The 18,363-nt window shown below is 36.8% G+C and carries 21 protein-coding genes and 1 other annotated feature (1 of these 22 running past the window's edge); of the genes, 1 reads left to right on the top strand and 20 read right to left on the bottom strand.

The window, feature by feature from the left end; all coding sequences use genetic code 11:
- Positions 1 to 281: 281 nt before the first annotated feature.
- The 11 genes from AC4BB5_RS13750 to sfsA form a co-directional block, all read right to left on the bottom strand.
- Entirely contained in the window at positions 282 to 1,472 is a 1,191-nt protein-coding gene (locus AC4BB5_RS13750; protein ID WP_490456681.1) for a GNAT family N-acetyltransferase, read from the bottom strand.
- 224 nt (positions 1,473 to 1,696) lie between these two features.
- Positions 1,697 to 2,110 (bottom strand): DUF3284 domain-containing protein, encoded by a 414-nt coding sequence (locus AC4BB5_RS13755; RefSeq protein ID WP_490456682.1) that lies wholly within the window; start codon positions 2,108 to 2,110, stop codon positions 1,697 to 1,699.
- Entirely contained in the window at positions 2,110 to 2,310 is a 201-nt protein-coding gene (locus AC4BB5_RS13760; protein ID WP_490456683.1) for a DUF3188 domain-containing protein, read from the bottom strand. Before AC4BB5_RS13760 ends, AC4BB5_RS13755 begins: the two co-directional genes overlap by 1 nt.
- 21 nt (positions 2,311 to 2,331) lie before the next feature.
- Entirely contained in the window at positions 2,332 to 2,550 is a 219-nt protein-coding gene (locus AC4BB5_RS13765; RefSeq protein ID WP_430602168.1) for a hypothetical protein, read from the bottom strand.
- A gap of 73 nt (positions 2,551 to 2,623) precedes the next feature.
- A complete protein-coding gene (locus AC4BB5_RS13770; protein WP_490456684.1) occupies positions 2,624 to 4,078 on the bottom strand; it encodes a PTS sugar transporter subunit IIC in 1,455 nt (484 codons plus the stop codon).
- Positions 4,079 to 4,211: 133 nt separating this feature from the next.
- Positions 4,212 to 4,532 (bottom strand): PTS lactose/cellobiose transporter subunit IIA, encoded by a 321-nt coding sequence (locus AC4BB5_RS13775; protein ID WP_010764086.1) that lies wholly within the window; start codon positions 4,530 to 4,532, stop codon positions 4,212 to 4,214.
- 35 nt (positions 4,533 to 4,567) lie between these two features.
- Positions 4,568 to 4,888 carry a PTS sugar transporter subunit IIB gene (locus tag AC4BB5_RS13780; RefSeq protein ID WP_010764085.1) on the bottom strand — a complete coding sequence of 107 codons (321 nt, stop codon included), beginning with the start codon at positions 4,886 to 4,888 and terminating at the stop codon, positions 4,568 to 4,570.
- A gap of 150 nt (positions 4,889 to 5,038) precedes the next feature.
- Positions 5,039 to 7,753: a sigma-54-dependent transcriptional regulator gene (locus AC4BB5_RS13785; RefSeq protein ID WP_490456685.1), complete on the bottom strand. Its 2,715-nt coding sequence runs from the start codon at positions 7,751 to 7,753 to the stop codon at positions 5,039 to 5,041.
- Between the two features lie 41 nt (positions 7,754 to 7,794).
- A complete protein-coding gene (locus tag AC4BB5_RS13790; RefSeq protein ID WP_490456686.1) occupies positions 7,795 to 9,075 on the bottom strand; it encodes a DEAD/DEAH box helicase in 1,281 nt (426 codons plus the stop codon).
- 16 nt (positions 9,076 to 9,091) lie between these two features.
- Positions 9,092 to 10,102, bottom strand: a complete 1,011-nt coding sequence (locus tag AC4BB5_RS13795; RefSeq protein ID WP_490456687.1) for a Gfo/Idh/MocA family protein — start codon at positions 10,100 to 10,102, stop codon at positions 9,092 to 9,094.
- Positions 10,103 to 10,110: 8 nt separating this feature from the next.
- Positions 10,111 to 10,848 (bottom strand): DNA/RNA nuclease SfsA, encoded by a 738-nt coding sequence (sfsA, locus tag AC4BB5_RS13800; protein ID WP_490459073.1) that lies wholly within the window; start codon positions 10,846 to 10,848, stop codon positions 10,111 to 10,113.
- A gap of 221 nt (positions 10,849 to 11,069) precedes the next feature.
- Between sfsA and AC4BB5_RS13805 the strand changes: the two genes are divergently transcribed.
- On the top strand, positions 11,070 to 11,468 hold the full coding sequence (locus tag AC4BB5_RS13805; RefSeq protein WP_490456688.1) for a DUF4828 domain-containing protein: 399 nt from the start codon (positions 11,070 to 11,072) through the stop codon (positions 11,466 to 11,468).
- 56 nt (positions 11,469 to 11,524) lie between these two features.
- Here AC4BB5_RS13805 and hisE read toward each other — a convergent pair whose 3' ends face one another.
- From hisE to hisZ, 9 genes are all read right to left on the bottom strand, one after another.
- Positions 11,525 to 11,836, bottom strand: a complete 312-nt coding sequence (gene hisE / locus AC4BB5_RS13810; RefSeq protein WP_490456689.1) for a phosphoribosyl-ATP diphosphatase — start codon at positions 11,834 to 11,836, stop codon at positions 11,525 to 11,527.
- Between the two features lie 18 nt (positions 11,837 to 11,854).
- Complete coding sequence (gene hisI / locus AC4BB5_RS13815) at positions 11,855 to 12,160, bottom strand: phosphoribosyl-AMP cyclohydrolase (protein WP_490456690.1); 306 nt, start codon at positions 12,158 to 12,160, stop codon at positions 11,855 to 11,857.
- A complete protein-coding gene (hisF, locus tag AC4BB5_RS13820; protein ID WP_490456691.1) occupies positions 12,157 to 12,912 on the bottom strand; it encodes an imidazole glycerol phosphate synthase subunit HisF in 756 nt (251 codons plus the stop codon). The genes hisI and hisF overlap by 4 nt, the downstream gene beginning before the upstream one ends.
- Positions 12,902 to 13,627 (bottom strand): 1-(5-phosphoribosyl)-5-[(5-phosphoribosylamino)methylideneamino]imidazole-4-carboxamide isomerase, encoded by a 726-nt coding sequence (gene hisA / locus AC4BB5_RS13825; RefSeq protein WP_490456692.1) that lies wholly within the window; start codon positions 13,625 to 13,627, stop codon positions 12,902 to 12,904. Before hisA ends, hisF begins: the two co-directional genes overlap by 11 nt.
- On the bottom strand, positions 13,605 to 14,231 hold the full coding sequence (gene hisH, locus AC4BB5_RS13830; protein ID WP_490456693.1) for an imidazole glycerol phosphate synthase subunit HisH: 627 nt from the start codon (positions 14,229 to 14,231) through the stop codon (positions 13,605 to 13,607). Before hisH ends, hisA begins: the two co-directional genes overlap by 23 nt.
- Complete coding sequence (gene hisB, locus AC4BB5_RS13835; protein WP_490456694.1) at positions 14,232 to 14,816, bottom strand: imidazoleglycerol-phosphate dehydratase HisB; 585 nt, start codon at positions 14,814 to 14,816, stop codon at positions 14,232 to 14,234. It lies immediately after the preceding gene.
- 102 nt (positions 14,817 to 14,918) lie between these two features.
- Positions 14,919 to 16,199: a histidinol dehydrogenase gene (hisD, locus tag AC4BB5_RS13840; RefSeq protein WP_490456695.1), complete on the bottom strand. Its 1,281-nt coding sequence runs from the start codon at positions 16,197 to 16,199 to the stop codon at positions 14,919 to 14,921.
- Between the two features lie 2 nt (positions 16,200 to 16,201).
- A complete protein-coding gene (gene hisG, locus AC4BB5_RS13845) occupies positions 16,202 to 16,837 on the bottom strand; it encodes an ATP phosphoribosyltransferase (protein ID WP_490459074.1) in 636 nt (211 codons plus the stop codon).
- Entirely contained in the window at positions 16,834 to 18,024 is a 1,191-nt protein-coding gene (gene hisZ, locus AC4BB5_RS13850) for an ATP phosphoribosyltransferase regulatory subunit (RefSeq protein WP_490456696.1), read from the bottom strand. Before hisZ ends, hisG begins: the two co-directional genes overlap by 4 nt.
- A gap of 71 nt (positions 18,025 to 18,095) precedes the next feature.
- Positions 18,096 to 18,363 (bottom strand) — a binding site (T-box leader); it runs 7 nt beyond the window's last position.

Consider the following 18,363-nt stretch of genomic DNA (forward strand, 5'->3'; position numbering starts at 1 on the left):
GCATTTTGACTAAATAAAGTCCACCTATAACTACAGCCAATGCTTTGCCGATTTTACCGTTCCTTGTAACTTTTTCTTCTTTGGTTTTACTCATGCTCTTCACTGCCTTTCATTTTCAGACTTTTATAGGTTTCTATATTATGTATTATAAAGTCTTTCAGAAAGTCCTGCTAATCATTTGCTTATACATAAAAAGCTCCTGAAGTCTTACTAATATCAAAATAAGGCATTCATACCTGTAAGCTAAGTGAGCACTTAAATCACTAACTCACCCAATCTTTTTAAAAGTAATCAGCTAAACTTGGCACACCTTTTACTAAGCGTGCATCTAATGACTGGATTTGTTGTTTATTCCCTGTAATTTTCTCATAGAAACTCAACTCAACACCTGTTCGATACCCCATGAAAATCTGAGTCAGTGCTTGAATCGAACTTACAATCACTTCCTCTGTTAATCGTTCAGGGATTTGATCAAATTTTGTTACAATACTTTCCCCCGTCTCGCTTACTTCTAGTTTCCAAAGCCCATTGTTCCACGGACCATACTCATCTTCAACTTGAAAATAATAAATTTCTTTATTTCCTGCTTTAAAAGGATATTTAACCAAAAAATTTCTCAAATCAACAATTCGTGCCATCATAAATGGAGTGATTTTCATTTCTACTAATGGAGATGGGGTTAAATAACTTAGATTTTTACCATCAAATCCTGTTTCTAAACGAAATCCTTGTGAGGAACCACTATGAGAACCGATAAAGCGGATGATTGATTGAAACGCCTGATTGGTCAAATACCCCCATTCTTTAATAACAAAACACTCTGCGCTTGATTGATAGATCAAGTACCCTTGCACCTTTCCCAGATTATCTTCATATAAAGCAAACTGGTTCTTCTGATCCATCCCAAATGTATAGTCCAACCACCAAGATTCTCTAATTAACGCTCCTCTTTGATTTTTCGGAGAAGCAGAATAAATCATTTGGCAGAAACCTTTCGCCTCGTTATACCCTACACGTTTCATCACACCAGGTTGAGATTTGACATTTGGCCAATCCGCCGCTTTGATTGTATAACTAATTTGCTCAAATACTTGCTCAAAACCATATTTTCTATAAAATGGATACGAAAATGGCGCTAAGTATGAAAGTTCAACTTTATTTTCAGCTAATTCTGCTAGCACCTGCTTCATAATAGCAGAAATACCGCCTTTTCCGCGATATTCAGGATACGATGAAACACAACCGATTCCAGCCATTTGATAACTCGCACCATGAAATGCGACTGTAAATGGTGTAGAAATAACTTGACTTGTTAAGTTATCCTCATGAAAGAAACCATAGTTCCAAGAATGTTTTACGATCTTTTTGAACCGTTCTTTTCGTTTCTCTGTAGTTTCTGAATTGAATGCATAGACAGCTAATTGAAACATTTCTTCTGCTTGTTCTTCATTCATTCTCTTAACTCCATTCATTGCACTCACTCCTTATCTTTTGTAGATAAGGATAACGCAAATAAGGAATAGTTTAAATAGATTTGACTTTTTTTATGGTTTAACAATCAATAGACAGTTGATTAGTCTAAAAAAGAGGAAAGTAGTTTATAAGGATTTTTTTGCGAGTAACAATACTTGATGTTCTTTGATCACCTTAACTTTAGTTAAAGAAAAACGTAGAGAGAGTGCCTCTCGACACTCTCTCAATAAGATTCTTCTATCATCTGAAGCATTTTACTAAACTGACGTTTTTTAAAGTACATTAAAATTGTCCCTAGAACTGCATCATTTATTTTTTGTAGAAATCCGAACGATTCCATTTTTTCTGTATAGTGAACCTCACACGATTTATCATCGATTGGTACAATTTCGTAGCCCACCGAAAAATTATTCTTAGTTGTTGAAGTTTTAAAATGATAAGATGAGTTATCAACGATTTTTTCAACTTTGATTTTTGCTCGGCTGTTTTTAGAAAATGATTTTACATATTCAAAATTGTTCAATTGTTTCTTTGTTAAACTTTTCCCAGTGTGCTTGCGAATATCAAAAAGAACAGAATCAATCACTTTTTCATAAAAGTAAGGCGCTGGAATATTTAATTTTTTTGTAATCTCCATTATTTCTTCACCTCATTATGTTGTTTCTTTGCTTTAGATTCTTCAATCTTTCTCCCTTTAAAAAAGAAATAACCGCCAACAACTACTAAGAAAATCCCTGTTGCCATGCTTAACAAATCATATTTCATTGAAGCAGGATTTAACGTATATAAAATTATTATAAAACCGATACTGCACATAAATAAGCCGTTTCTAACCATCTTTCATCCGTCCAATCTTTTTTAAACTGCAGCTGCTTGGAAGAACAAGACACCGCCCCAAGGCTGTGCTTTGATTAATTCTTTTGCTTTTTTAGCAGCTTCTTCCTTATCACCAGTTACATCAAATGCTAATTTGATTCCTTTTTTTTCTTTGAATGTGTATGTAAAATCGCCACCATCATAGTTTTCTAATAACTTTTTGATTTCTTCTTGTTGCATTGCACTCGCAATTGTGATCATTTTATTCTCTCCTTAACAATAAAGCAGTTACTTTCACCTCATGTTAGAAGTGAAAGCAACATACTATTTAATTTTATTCGAAATCTGTTGGTTCCATTCTATTTGCCGCAATAACAAACGGTGTCCAGATAAGGAATGTTACAACCATACATACAATTGTTACGATTGGCGCTCTCCAGTCAGCTCCTGTCGCTAAGAATGATAGCAAGATTGGAGGAACAACCCATGTTACTTGTTGTGAAACTGGCGCAACTAATCCGAAGTATGTTGCTAACCATCCAATTGTTGTTGCAACTACTGGTGCAACTAAGAATGGTACAAACATGATTGCATTTAATACGATTGGTAAACCAAACATGATTGGTTCATTAATGTTAAAGATACCAGGACCTAATGATAATTTACCAACAGTTAGGTAATCTGCACGTTTAGAGAATAACAAAATAGCAACAATCAGAACGATTGTACCACCTGATCCACCAAACCATGCAAATGCATCAAATGAACCACGAACCCACATATACGCTTTTCCATCATCAATGGCTTTCAAGACAGCTGGCGTACCAGTCAAACCTTTATACCCTTTTTGGAAAATATCGATATTGATCAATTGTGCTTGTCCCCAGATACCTTCTAAAACTGGTGCCAATACGTTTGGACCATGGATACCGAAGAACCAGAAAATTTGAACGAAAATCGTTACGATCAATACAGCACCTAAACCTTGAGATAGTCCCAAGAATGGTTCTGCGATATATTTTTGAACAAGATCGATGATCAATTGTCCATCTGTTAATTTTCCTACTACAAAGTTAATAATTGCAATAACATATAATGCGATCGTTGCAGGTAAAATCGCAGCGAAAGCTTTTGATACTGCTGGCGGAACTGAATCAGGCATTTTGATTGTGATATTCGCCAACATTAATTTACAGAAAATGATAACAGATATAGCACCCATGATCATTACTGTGAAGTATGCATTACCATTTAAGTGATCTAATTTTAACCAACCCCAACCGCCGGCTGTTAAGCCTTCAGCTGTTGCTGACCAACCACTTGTTGCTGAGTTTTCATTGATTGTATTCATCAATTGTTTTGGAACCGCTGTTTCTAATGTATTAGAATAAGAAAAAGCAATCCCTTGAATCAATGTTGCCAAACCAACGATACCACCAGCTAAGTCGTTTACTTTATATGCTCTTGCTAGATTATATCCCCAAGAAAAGGCAAAAATCAAACCAGCAATCGCCAAAGTACCGTTCCAAACAAATCCGTTGATCCCAATAATAACATTAATAACTGCAAAGAAACCTTTGTCCGCAGCAAGATTTGCTGCATAGTCAGAGAAAAATTGTTGCGGTAAATCACGAATTATCGCGTTGATCATTACGGCAATCGACCCTGCCATTGTTGCTGGCATTGTTCCGATAAAAGCATCACGTAGTGCAACTAAGTGTTTTTGTGCACCAATTTTACCGGCCACAGGTAGAATGTACTTCTCCATCCAGGCTGTTAATCCATCCATTTTTTAATTCCTCCTATAAATAATATTTATTCAAAGAGCGATCAAACTCTTTAAAACAATGTAAGTTGTTAAAGTCCCGTTCAAAAAACTTTAACTTCTATTTTCTTCCGTTCAAAAAAGAAAATAACACAGATTACTCGTTGTCCATGCGACGATACAAATCAATGATCTCTTTTGCTAAATCAGTAAAAGCAATCGATGTCATTAAATGATCTTGACTGTGAACTGTCAATAAAGTCACTTGAATATGATTTCCTTGTGCTTCTTGCGTTAGCATTCCTGTTTGAGAATGATGTGCTTGAACTAAAGATTCCTCGGCATCAGCGATTTTTTGATCGGCTAATTCAAAGTCTCCTGCTTTAGCTGCGGCAATCGCTTCCATTGCATCGCTTTTAGCATTTCCTCCATACATAATCAATCCCATTACTGCTTCTAAGTTTTGTTGATCTTCCACGTTTTGTAACTCCGTTCATTTTTTATTTTTACTTTTTATTTGTCCATCAAAGCAATTGCTTGATCTAACACTTTCTCGCCGTTCATCATGCCGTAATCTGACATATTGATTACATCAAAAGGAATTCCTTTAGGTGCTAATTTTTGCTCAAACTGAGATTTCATGAAACGTACTTGCGGACCTAAAAGTAATACGTTTACATCTTTAGCCTCTAGATTATTATCTGCATCTGATGCGGATACTGCAAAGATATCTGCTTCCATTCCACGATCTTCTGCTGCTTTTTGCATTTTCGTTACTAATAGACTTGTACTCATTCCTGCTGAACAAACTAACATAATTGTTTTTTTAGCCATTTTTTACACTCCTTCTAAATTTTGTTGTACTTACACTTTTATATAAAGCAAGAAGCGTGCCAAAAAAATGTATAGACCAAACCCATTGATTCCGTGGTTTTGGTCTATACATCTTGTGTACACACTAACAGAAATTCAATTACACACTGACTAATTGTGTGTGTATTCTGTTGTTGTTTTTATTTTATTTTCTAAAAATAATAGTGTCAAATGTGCAATATCCGACTCGGTAAACGCTATACGATAGGCTTTTTCGATCACCATAAGGTTGGTTCTAGTCACATCTGTTTCTAGGCGATTTTTTTTCATAAATTCAGCAAGGTTCTCGAATTCTTTTGATTTCTCACCTTTCAAAATAGCATCTACTAAGAACGCAAGATGGATGACGACACCTGCATCAACACCTGGTTCTACTATAATATGCATATCCGTTTGAATTTGATGAACTGTTTTTTGTAGCATAACAATTAATTTTTGCAATGAGTCAACTGCTGTGATCGTTCCACCTAATGATTTCACGATTTTCTCCGTTGGTACCTCATCACCCGCAATCCGTTTCAAAACGTTTAATTTTTCATCATCAAAGATATCATATGCTGAAAAGAATGGAATGTTTTGATATTCCACATCAACGGTTCCAGCTATTGCTTTAATTTCATATTCTTCCATTAAACTATCAATATGTTTTTTAAACGCTTCACGTTCTAAAAATTGCATTTGAATGATTTCTACTTTGTTTTCATCGATCACAGGTAAAATTCGTTGATATAATTTTGCCGCAACTCCTTCGCCAGTAAAACAAGTAACAACCACAGCTTTTTTAACATCCTCACGATTTTGCGGACTACTACGAAACTGTTCTCTAATAATACTTTCAAACGACATCTGGATATTTTGATAAATATCCTCCAAACTTCTTCCCACACTTGCCATCCGGATTGCTTCTAAAACAATCATTGTACTAGTCATTGTGATTGCTTTTGTCCGAATACCAGTCTCTTCAAAAATCAGGTTTCCAAAAGAATTCAGTGAACCCATATCTGTTAAAAGAAGCATTCCGTTCACTAGTTTTTCACGATGGCTCAATACGAAACTTTTTAACTGTTCATACATTGTCTGAACTTCCATCGTTAGCGGCATGTTCATTGCGACACCTGTTTCTGTTCCAAGTAATTCCTGCGCTGTTTTCAACATACTTGAAGCAGTTGAATCACCATGCATCAATACTACAACGCCAACATTATTTTCATGGACTCTTTCTCTGCTACCCACATTGATCGATAAAAACATACTGATAAATCCTATCTCATCAAAAGGAATTTCAATATTGTTCTCTTCTTCAATGATAGCAGATAAATCCATAGCTACTTGAAATTCCTTTTTCATTTTCTTGCGAACATTATTTAAATTGGGATGAACTATCACATGACCTTCTCTCACTCGATCAATTGTACTTTGTAAGTGTAAGGCGAAAGCAAAGCGGGCTTTTTCGTTGTATGTGCGCTCCAGTCTTTTTTCTGCGATATCATACAAATGATCCGTCAGCTTCCAAATTGGTTCGGGTAATAATTCTTTATGCACAGGGTTTTGCGTAAGCTCATCCACATAGGTTTGAAAATAAGCATCCATATCGCTGGAAATTAACTGCTCTAAATCGACATTTTCCAGTTCATTCGCTGATAAAGTCGCAACTTTTTCTTCTATTTCGTTATATACTTGCATATCACGAGCAGGATCTTGCGACCAAACGACTTCATTCGTGCCTGGCTCAAAACTTAGATAATTACTTTTGCTGTCAACAAAACGATCTAAACGATCAGAAACTTCTTTGATTTTTAATAAGCCTTTTTGTACTTGAAGAGGTAGATCCCGTTTTTGGATTACTAAACTGGATTCGTTATGCGTACGATAGTGTAGAAAGGATTTTGCGCAAACAAGTTTCAAATCTCGTTTAACCTGTCCGATATTTCCTTCTGCATCATAGAGCATAAAAGCCAAGATTGCTTCTCTTTTTATATCAATCCGCTGATTTAAACGATTTGCTTCTTGTTTGATAAACAATGAGATAATATCGTATCGTTCATCAAACGAACGTGCATCTAAAGATGGTAAAGTGATTGCCATCGGAATTCTACGATTAAAAGTCGTCAAAAAGCTTTCAGAAGATTCTGTCGTTGCGCCAATAATTTGAACAGATGCTTCATACGTTTGACCACTTTCGCCAAGTGGACGATAGACGCCTTTATCAATAAATGTAAATAGCATTTCTTGACCTTCTGGTGGTAAGCGATGGATTTCATCAAGGAAAAGAATTCCACCATCTGCCTTTGACATTAAACCTGGGCTATCTTCATTAGCACCAGTATAAGCACCTTTTTTCACACCAAAAATATGTCCAAAAAGTAATTGAGGATTTTGTGCATAATCCGCACAGTTAAACGAAACAAAAGGAGCATCGGTTGCTAAGGTCTTAGAATCAACTGCAAAATGGTACATACATTCTGCGAACAACGATTTTCCGGTTCCTGTTTCACCAAAAATAATGGTATGTAAGCCGCGGGGCGGATACAAAATTGCGGCTTTTGCTTGTTGGATACTGACCTTTAATGAATCCTGTGCACCAACTAAGTTATCAAATGTTACTTCACTAGAATTATCCACATGAACTTTTTCTTCTTCAGTTTTCACTGAATAAATGACTGGGCGTCCATCACTTTTACTGATTTTTTGTTCCTTGAATAATTCACTTAAATAGCGGCTAGCATTACTTCGATCGATTGCTAACTCGCTTGCGACATCTGCCGCCGTCATGCCTTGCTTTTTTAATTCTAAAACTGCTAAAATCTCGTCTTTTCTAGATTTCATGGATAGCCTCCTTAAATCATGACGTTCTTACTTATACGCTATTACTCAGAATTAGACGATTTCCGCCTAGCCCCTTTATTTTTATTATTTTTCGGGCGATTTTTAGGTTTGGCCGTCTTTTTGGTTGGCACTTGTTTTGTCGTCTGCTCTTTTTTGGTCGTCCCATTTGAACTTGTTATTTTTTCTTCAGTTGAACTTTTTTCTTTCCTAATTAAATGGATTGCACCATCATAAAGAAAAATTTCCTTTGAAGGGAGCTCTATTTTTTTCATTAATCTCTGATAATCTCTTTTAGTTGCATCATTAACAAACGTAATGACAGAACCTGCTGCACCCATTCGCCCAACACGTCCAGCCCGGTGAATATAACTTTCTTCAGACAATGGCACTTCAGCATTAACTACGAAGGGTATCGCTTCAAAATCCAAACCTCTGGCAGCAATATCCGTCGTTAAAAGCATAACTGCTCTTTTTTTGGAAAATTGATCAATCGCTAATTTACGCAGTGTTTTATTTTGATCCGAAGCAAGACCAACAACTGTTAATCCTTCGTATATCAATTTTTCTTCGACCGAACCTAAATCAGCTACTTGATTGAAGAACACCATCGCTCGAAAATTAGATGTATAAGCTAAGCTTCTTAAATAATCACTTTTCTTTCTCGGAGATAAACTCATAAAATAATGATTCACCACTCCGCCAGATTGATCTTCATCGGTTACATCAATAATCGTCAACTGATCTGTTAATCTTTCTGCCTCTTCTGCCACTCTATCAGCAGTTGCTGAGTAAAAGACTAGTTGAAACTCTGTTGGTGCACTGGCTAGAATTTGTTTCGTTAAATTCAGTTCTTTTTCATGAAACAACTGATCTACTTCGTCCATTACAATAGTTTGTAGCAAATGACTTTTGATTTTTTTTGTTTTGATCAGTTCCAATACACGCCCAGGTGTTCCAACCAAAATTTCTGGTTTCTTTTTTAACTTTTCGATTTGGCGTCCAACATTTGCTCCACCAATCAAACTTTGGGTTTTCAATTGAAGTAATGCAGCCCAATCACGTACAACTTGACTGATTTGCACCGCTAATTCTTGTGACGGTGCTAAAATCAATAGCTGACTGCCTTGATCTTTTTTCACATTCAAAAGTAGCGGCAAAACATAAGCCAACGTTTTCCCTGATCCTGTTGGAGAAATCCCCAATACATTTTCATTTTCTTTCAAAAGTTGAAAACTTTTTTCTTGTATCATTGATGGCTCGCTAAAACCAGAAGCCTGCCAATGTTCTTGCCAAGCTTCTGGTAAATTTTTGATAAATGTCATAATAGTCCTTTCCTCATTAAAACAGGTTTTCTTTGTCCGCATCAAACTCGATACCGGCACTTTTTCTCAAATTTGTTACTACTTTATTTACATTACGTGATAGTTCTATCCATTCCTCGTAGCGTGCACCCATCGTTGGATCGTTAGGATTTTCAAGCACATCAGCAAAATCATGGGCTTCTTCGATCATTGGATTTTCTTCTGTTGTAAGCTCAATGATATCTCGTTCTTGGTGGTTTCGATCGTGAAATTCTGCTTTAGAGATAGCATTTACACTATCTAAAATTAACGTTCCACCATCAAAATAAATCTCAGAACCTAGAAAAGAGTCGGCATTTTTTCCAGTCTGTAACGTTACATCAAACAAATCATAGCGCAAAATCGCTGTTCCGATTCCGTCGACATCTGTCGGAATCTTTCTTGCAAAATAATGGCTTTCATTCGGCATCCCAAACCAGCCGACAGCAGCATAAACTAAGTAAACACCCAGGTCTGCCATTGCACCACCTGAAAAATGTGGTGAAAAAATATTTGGTTCTTGACCATCAAGCACTTGGTCGTAGCGTGACGAATATTTCATATAAGTAAAGTTTGCACCAACTATTTGATTTTTAAGCGGTAGTAAATCACTAATTTTTTTGAAACTTTTCTCATGAATATTGCGGGCTGCTTCAAAAAAGAATACTTTTTGCTGATTTGCTAGCTCAATGATTTCTGTCATTTCAGCAGGCGTTGAGAAGGCTGGTTTTTCTACAATAATATTTTTTCCTGCTAAAATCCCTTGTTTTGCTTGTTCAAAGTGTAGAGAATTAGGTGACGCAATATAAACCGTATCCATATGTGCAATACCAAAAAAGGTCTTTAAATCCGTTGCATACTCAACATCGCCATATTCCTCACCAAATTTTTGAGCTGTTTCCAGCTTTCGTGAATAAACGGCTGTTAAATCATAACGATTTGTTTCCAATGCCGCCTTAACAAATTGATGACTAATCCAGTTTGTTCCAATAATACCTAAGTGAATCATGTTTACCCTCACCTTTCTGAATTTGGATCTTCAAACGTTTTTGTGACATCAAATGGTACCTGATGCTCTATTGCTATTGTATCAGGAGTAACAGAACAATTGTAAGCAATCACACTCAGCCCTTGTTTCTGTCCTGATAAAATCATTTTTGCTAAAGCTGGTTGCATGTCTGTATGGATCGTTGCTGCTGTTACATTCTCAAATTGGACGACAAACAACACATAGCTTTGATACCCCTCTTTCATCGCTTCGATCAACTCAGTCACATGCTTCAAGCCACGTAATGTTGGTGCATCTGGAAATGCGCCTAAAGTATGATTTTCTAATGTCATTCCTTTAACTTCTACAAATGCCTTACTTCCAGTATCAGTTTCCACCAATATATCGAATTGTGACTGGGCAAAACGTTTTTCTCTTTTTACGGAAACGATTTTCCCATTCAATCCTGATAAAGTGATCGTACCATCTTGAATTGATTGAGCGGCTAATGCATTAGGTACTTGGCTATCGATGTTAAACCAAGCAGTACCTTTCTTAACTGCAATCAGATCATAATCCGTTTTTCGCTGTGGTGAAGGCTGGTATGATAACGCAACCTCAACGTTCGGAAGAAATAGTTCTTTACATCGACCAGTATTTTTCACGTGAACCGTTACCATTTCACCGTTTTTTTGTAAACGACACTGTGCAATAAAACGATTTGGCCTCTCAATAAAATGTGCTAAATGCACGTTAGGATATGTAATCATTGTAACACCCTTTCTTCAAAACAATACCATATTTCGGATGAAAAAGCATCGTCAAACTTTTCAGACAAACCTTTGGGTAATTAACATGAATTTGAACAGAAAAATCCACTCCAATGTAACAATAATTACGACTTCATTAAGTTTTTTTATAAGAAGAGATTTTCGAATAGTTTGTTTTTTAATTTCATGCTATGATTGTTTTAGAGGAGAATGATAGTATGAAAAAACATTGGTCATTATTTTTAGGTGCATCACTTATTACAGGCATCGCTGGCTCATTATTCTTGAAAAAGAAACAAGAGAATCAGCAGTCTGACTCAGATATTCCTAATTTATATAAAAGTTATTTAGGCAGTTGGTGGTTTGTCAACAAACAAAAAGCCACACAACATACGTTGAAAATCGAAGAAGATTTACAGATTATTATTGACGGTAAAAAATTAAGCTATATGCTAGTAGAATTAACGAGCAAACGGCTAGTAGCCCAAGATGAGTATGGGTATCATCTAATTGTCCAATGTCTAAATGACAAACCCGCTTCATTATATGATGAAGCAGATGATGCTACGTATGTTTTGGAAGCTACTGATTCTTTAGAGTGTCCAAATGAAAATTAAAAGAAGCGATCCCCGTAATTGTTTTATGGGAACGCTTCTTTTAGTTTTCAGTTATTTTAAAGTTCATCGATTTGTTTGCGTTCTTTTGTTTTGCTTAATTTTCCTTCTCGTTTCACTAATTCAGTTTTGATGTCTTCTAAAGTAACACCTTGCTCAACTAGTAACACTAACATATGATAAATCAAGTCAGAGGTCTCAGAGATTAGTTCTGCTTGATTATTTTTAGCTGCAATTATTACCTCCGTCGCTTCCTCTCCAACTTTTTTGAGAATTTTATCTAAACCTTGGTCGAATAAATAATTGGTGTATGAACCTTCTTTAGGCTCTTTTTTACGTGCAAGTATTTCTTTGTAAAGTACATCAAGCATTTTTTTACCTCCTTTAAGCTAGACGATCACATTGAAAAAACAACTGTGTTGACCGGTGTGACAAGCAGGTCCTGTTTGCTCAACTGTAATAAGCAACGTGTCTTTATCGCAATCAAGGACAATACTTTTTACTTCCTGAATGTGGCCACTTGTTTCCCCTTTGTTCCACAATTGTTGCCGAGATCGCGAGTAAAACCAAGTCTTCCCAGTTTCAAGCGTTTTTTCATAACTTTTCTCATCCATGTAAGCAAGCATCAAAACTTCCTTCGTTTTGTCTTCTATTATAATTGCTGGGATTAATCCTTTACTAAAATCTGGTTTCATCTGCGTACCTCCATTCCGTTAGATGCTAGTATTTCTTTCACCGCAGGGATACTTACCTCTCCATAATGAAAAATGCTTGCAGCCAAAGCTGCTGATACCTTTGTTTGTTCAAACACGTTCACAATGTCCATCGCACTGCCACAGCCTCCTGAAGCGATCACGGGAACATTTACAGCTTTACAAATAGCTTGATTCAACTTAAGATCGTATCCTTCTTTGGTTCCATCTGCATCCATACTGGTCAGTAAAATTTCACCTGCTCCTAAGGCAACTGCTTTTTTAGCCCACTCTACTACATCTAATCCTGTATCTTCACGACCTCCTTTGACAAATACATGCCAAGAGTCACCCATTCGTTTTGCATCGATTGCTACAACGATACATTGCGAACCAAATTTTTCTGCACCAGCTTTGATTAATTCTGGTTGTTGGATTGCTGCTGAGTTAAGAGAGATTTTATCAGCGCCAGCTTGCAGTATTTTTTTCATATCTGAAATAGTACGAATGCCTCCGCCAACAGTCAAGGGAATAAATACTTCTGCTGCTGTTTGTTTAACTACTTCAATCATAGTCTCACGACCATCGCTAGTAGCAGTGATGTCTAAAAAAACCAGCTCATCGGCACCTTGTTCATTGTATGCTTTAGCGATAGCCACTGGATCACCAACGTCTTGTAAACTGACGAAGTTAACTCCTTTGACCACTCGACCATCGGTTACGTCTAGACAAGGAATAATTCGCTTAGTCAACATATTGTTCAACCTCCAACATATCTGTCAACGTGATGTCCCCATTATAAAAGGCTTTTCCTACGATTGCTCCATATAAACCTAACTCAGCTAGCTTCACTAAGTCCTCTTTATTACTAACGCCACCAGACGCAATGATTTTTACACCTGGTATCGCTTTTAACAACAAAGCATAATCTTCAAACGTCGGTCCTGTTAAAGTGCCATCCTTCGCTATATCTGTATAAATGATTGTTTTGACACCTATTTTCGCCATCTCTTTCGCCATTTGTAGATAATTGGTTTCACTAACATCCAACCAACCACTGATAGCAACCTTACCATTTTTAGCATCGATCCCTACTGCGATTTTGTCCCCGTATTTTCTAACAGCTTCTTGAACCAATTCTGGATTACTTAAAGCTGCTGAGCCGATAATGATACGATCGATGCCAAGCGTTATATAGTCATCAATTTGAGCCAAAGTGCGAATGCCTCCGCCAACTTCAATTGTTAATCCAGTTGCTTTTTTCATTTGTTCAATTAAAGATGCATTGGCAGCTTTTCCCATCAAAGCACCATCTAAATCAACGACATGCATCGTTTGGATACCTGCTTCTTTAAACTCTTTCGCTTGAGCCACTGGATTGTGATTCACAATCGTTTTTTGTAAGAAATCCCCTTGAACTAATCGAACGGCTTTTCCTTCTCTAATATCAATTGCTGGTATGACGTGCATGTTCTACAACCTCCTTAAATCCTCTTAAAATCATCAGGCCTGCTTCACTGCTTTTTTCAGGATGAAACTGTGTTCCGTATACATTTTCTTTAGAGATCATTGCAGGAACTTTAATTGAGTATTGTACTAAAGCATCCATCACATCAGGCTCACAATCTGCATAATAAGAATGAACAAAATAGACATACTGTCCGTCTATTTCTTTTGTAAGTCTAGTTTCATTCGTCACTATTAGTTTATTCCACCCCATATGTGGAACAGGTAAATCAGGATCGTCTGGCAATTTTTCACAAATTCCTTCGATCAATCCTAACCCTTCTGTAAACCCATTTTCCATGCTTCCTTCTAAAAGTAGCTGCATTCCTAAGCAAACACCTAGAATCGGGGTTCCTGTTTGTGCAACTTCTTTTATCACCTCAACTAGCCCTCGTTGTTTTAGCTCCTTCATCGCTAATGAAAAAGCACCTACTCCTGGTAAAATCAACCCATCTGCCTTTCGAATTTCATTAGAATCAGCGGAAATTTTATTTTCTAAACCAACATAGTCTAAGGCTTTTTGAACATTTCGAGTATTGCCTGTATCGTAATCAATGATAATAATCATCTACAAGATTCCTTTCGTGGAGTTGACCCCTTGAATATCTGGATTTTCAGTAATTGCTTCCCTTAACGCTCGACCTGTTGCTTTAAATAGGGCTTCTATTTTATGATGACTATTTTTCCCGTGTAAAATTTTTAAATGGAGATTCATTTGAGTATTGAACGCAAACGCTTGAAAAAATTCTTCCGTCAATTCTGTATCAAAATCACCCAGTTTAGGATTATCAAAGGTTGCATCAAAAACTAAATACGATCGACCACTTAAATCCAAGGAAGCCATCGCCAAAGACTCATCCATTGGTACAAAACTAGTCCCATAACGATTGATCCCTGCCTTATCACCTAAAGCTTCTCGGATACATTGACCTAAAACAATACCAACATCTTCTACAGTATGATGACTGTCTACCTCTAGATCACCATCAACTTTTATTTCTAAAGAAATCCGACTATGACGAGCAAATAAAATCAACATGTGATCAAAAAATCCAACACCGGTTTGAATACTGACTGGCTCTTGACGATCTAAATCAAGTGTCAACTCAATTTTTGTTTCTGCAGTTTCTCTTTTTAAAGTAGCTGTTCTCATGACTTTCTCCTCTCAATATAACAAGACAATAGGTTCCAAAAGGACTGTAGTATGTTTTATCCTCAGCCGTAATTTTTACCAAATCATAAACGAATGACAAGATTAATCAAAACGATATTCAACGGCTCTAGCATGTGCTTCCAGTCCTTCTTTTCTAGCTAGAAGCGCAATTGCATCTTTGACATCTTCAAGTGCTTCTTTCGTATAATAAGTCACTTGACTATACTTAACAAAATCATAGACTCCTAGTGGTGAATAGAACTTTGCTGTGCCACTTGTCGGCAAAACATGGTTCGTTCCTGAAAAATAGTCTCCTACAGGTTCTGACGCATACTCTCCTAAAAAAATCGATCCAGCGTTTTTTATTTCATGTAGATAACTGATTGCATCAACCAACTGCACTTCTAAGTGTTCTGGGGCAATCTCGTTCATGATAGTAAACATTGCTTCCAGGTTTTGGGCAATAATGATCATCCCATGATTTTCAATCGCTTCTTTCGCGATTTCTTTACGAGGTAAGGTTTCTAATTGTTGATAGAGTTCTTTTTCCACCTGTTTAGCAAGCGCCACAGAATCAGTCACTAAGATTGCTCTGGCAAGCGTATCATGTTCTGCTTGAGACAGCAAATCAGCGGCAATGTATGTAGGATTTGCTGTTTCATCTGCTAAAATTCCTATTTCAGATGGTCCTGCAATCATATCGATCCCAACTGTACCGAAGACTTGCTTTTTAGCCGTAGCCACATAGATATTGCCAGGTCCTACGATTTTGTCTACCTTTGGCACAGTTTCCGTTCCATAAGCAAGTGCAGCAATTCCATGTGCTCCGCCAATTTGAAAAATTTTGTCCACTCCTGCAATTTTTGCTGCTGCTAAAATCACATCAGAAATTCCATTAGCAGAAGGCGGTGTAACCATGACGACTTCTTGAACACCTGCGATTTTTGCTGGGAGAACATTCATTAATACAGAAGAAGGATACGCCGCCGTTCCTCCTGGTACGTATACTCCTACTCGTGCTAACGGCAATACTAATTGCCCTCTTAAAACACCTGATTTTTCCATATCCATAAAATCGTATTGTTTTTGCTTTTTATGATAACTGATAATATTTTCTTTCGCTGCTTCTAAAGCTGCAATTACTTCTTTTTCCACTCTTTGAAAACCTAGATCAATTGTTTCCTTTGATATAGATAAGTCTTGTAGTTCAACTTTATCAAATTTTTTAGAATACATCTTTAATGCCTGATCCCCATTTTTGATTACTTGCTGGATGATTTGACGAACTTGTTCTTCTACTTGCTGATTGTCTTCTTGCGTCAGCTGTGCGTTGTTATTAAGTGCAGTCAAAATATCTGTGGTCGTTCCAGTTAACCATTTCATGTTTATGCTCCTCCTTCAATTACAGATTCCAATTCATCAAACAATTGAAATATTGCTTGGCGTTTGCGTTTCAACGCGGCTTTATTGACGATCACGCGAGCCGAAATAGAACAAATATCTTCAAAAATCTCTAAGCCATTTTCTTTCAATGTCGTTCCTGTTTCTACAATATCGACAATTGCATCTGCCAATCCTAAAACAGGCGCAATTTCCACTGACCCTTCAATTTTGATGATTTCAACATCCTCGCCTTTTTCACGGAAATGTTCAGAAGCCACAGTTGGGTATTTCGTTGCGATCCGTTTTCGTTTATAATCATCGGGTTGATAATTTTTGGTAGAGGCGACAGAAAACTTACAGATACCAATCTTTAAATCCAACATTTCATAATAGCCAAATGGATGTTCTATCAAGACGTCTTTACCAACAATGCCTATATCTGCAACACCGTGGCGCACATAGGTTGTCACGTCAGCTGCCTTTACTAAGAGAAACGTGATTCGTTGATCAGGACTAGTGAAAATCAACTTTCTTTGCTTGTTCTGCATAAATGAAACATCGATACCCGCTTGTTCAAATAATACTAACGTTTGTTTTTCTAACCGTCCTTTTGTCAATGCAATGGTCAATTGTGTCAATTTCCAGTCCCCACCTTTATCACCTGTATTTTCTCTTCCGTTACCTCGATAACTTGTTGATATTGCCATTTTTCCCCGTATTCCAGCGCTTCTTCCAATGTTTCAAACAAAGATAGCTGATAATCAGGATTTTCTTTTACAAGTGCTTCTGATTGAGCTAATTGTGCTAGAGAACTATGGACTAATGTTTTAGGTTGTTCTAAAGAGGCTAGTTCGTCAATTTGATATTGCAAAGCAACCAATGTATCTAAATTAATTCCTAACCCAACTGCTGGGATTGCCGAGTGTCCAAATTGTTCTGCTAAATGATCATAACGTCCACCACGTAAAAAAATATCTGGTATTAAATCAGCATAGCCACTAAATAAAACACCAGTGTAATAATCCATCAATGTAACTAAACCTAAATCCACTGTTAATGAAATCTTTCGATGATATATCTTGATACTATTTATTAATGTCTCTAATTCATCAATGACGTTCATAACGGGGGATTCTTTTGGCAATACGTTTTTAGCAAGCGGTAAAACCTCAACTGCCTCACCAAATAGCCTTGGAATTGCACAAATAAATTCATCTAATTCGCTCGGATGCATCGCTACAAATCGTTTAAGATCCGTTAAGCTTTTATTACTAAAATAAATTTGGAGCTCTGATTTTTCTGTTTCATTTAAACCTAACGAAATCACTATAGAACGAAAAATTTGCGCATGGCCTAATTCAAAATGGAAGTTGGGTACCTTTAATGCTTCTAAAATTTCGACGGCACAAGTGATACATTCGACTTCTGCTTTTAAAGAAGAGTAACCGATCAGCTCGATTCCGGCTTGGGTCAATTCATTTTGTTCTCCTAGCATATCATCATTTGAGCGAAATACTTTCCCGCTATAGGATAATTTAAGTGGTGGCTGAATGCCTGTGGTTGCAATCACACGACCAATCGGCATCGTCATATCTGGACGCAAAACAAGTAAACGACCTTGTTTATCGAAAAAACGATAAAATTCTTTTTCATTTTTTTCCTCACCGTAAAATACATCTTCAAACTCGATCACCGGCGTATCGATTCGTTGATATCCTCTTTTTTTCACAATATCATTCACTTTTTTTTCTAATTGATAAGCCCCATTGGCTTCTCGAAATAACTTATCTTTCGTTCCAGCTGGTAAACTACGATTCCACTTCATTAGGTTCCCTCCTTCATTTTTTTAATCCTCATATTATCTGAATAAAAAAATCGCCCCCTTGGCAAATAAGCCAAGAGGACGAGAAATTTTTCACGTGGTCCCACCTCAGATTTGTTTTTACTTCACAGTAAAAACCTCTGTTAGTTTGATAAACTATGGAGTGATAACGGACTCTCCGATTTTTCCTACTTACTTTAGAAAACGAAAGAATTTTCGTTAAACTAAATCTGTTATTTCAGAAAAATAACTTACAGGCGTGTTCAATGATGTTTCGTTATTTCCTTGCAGCACCCGGAAACTCTCTAAAACGAATCAATTCATCTACTATTCTGATCATCG

It is taken from the genome of Enterococcus sp. AMC1252, assembly GCF_058216515.1.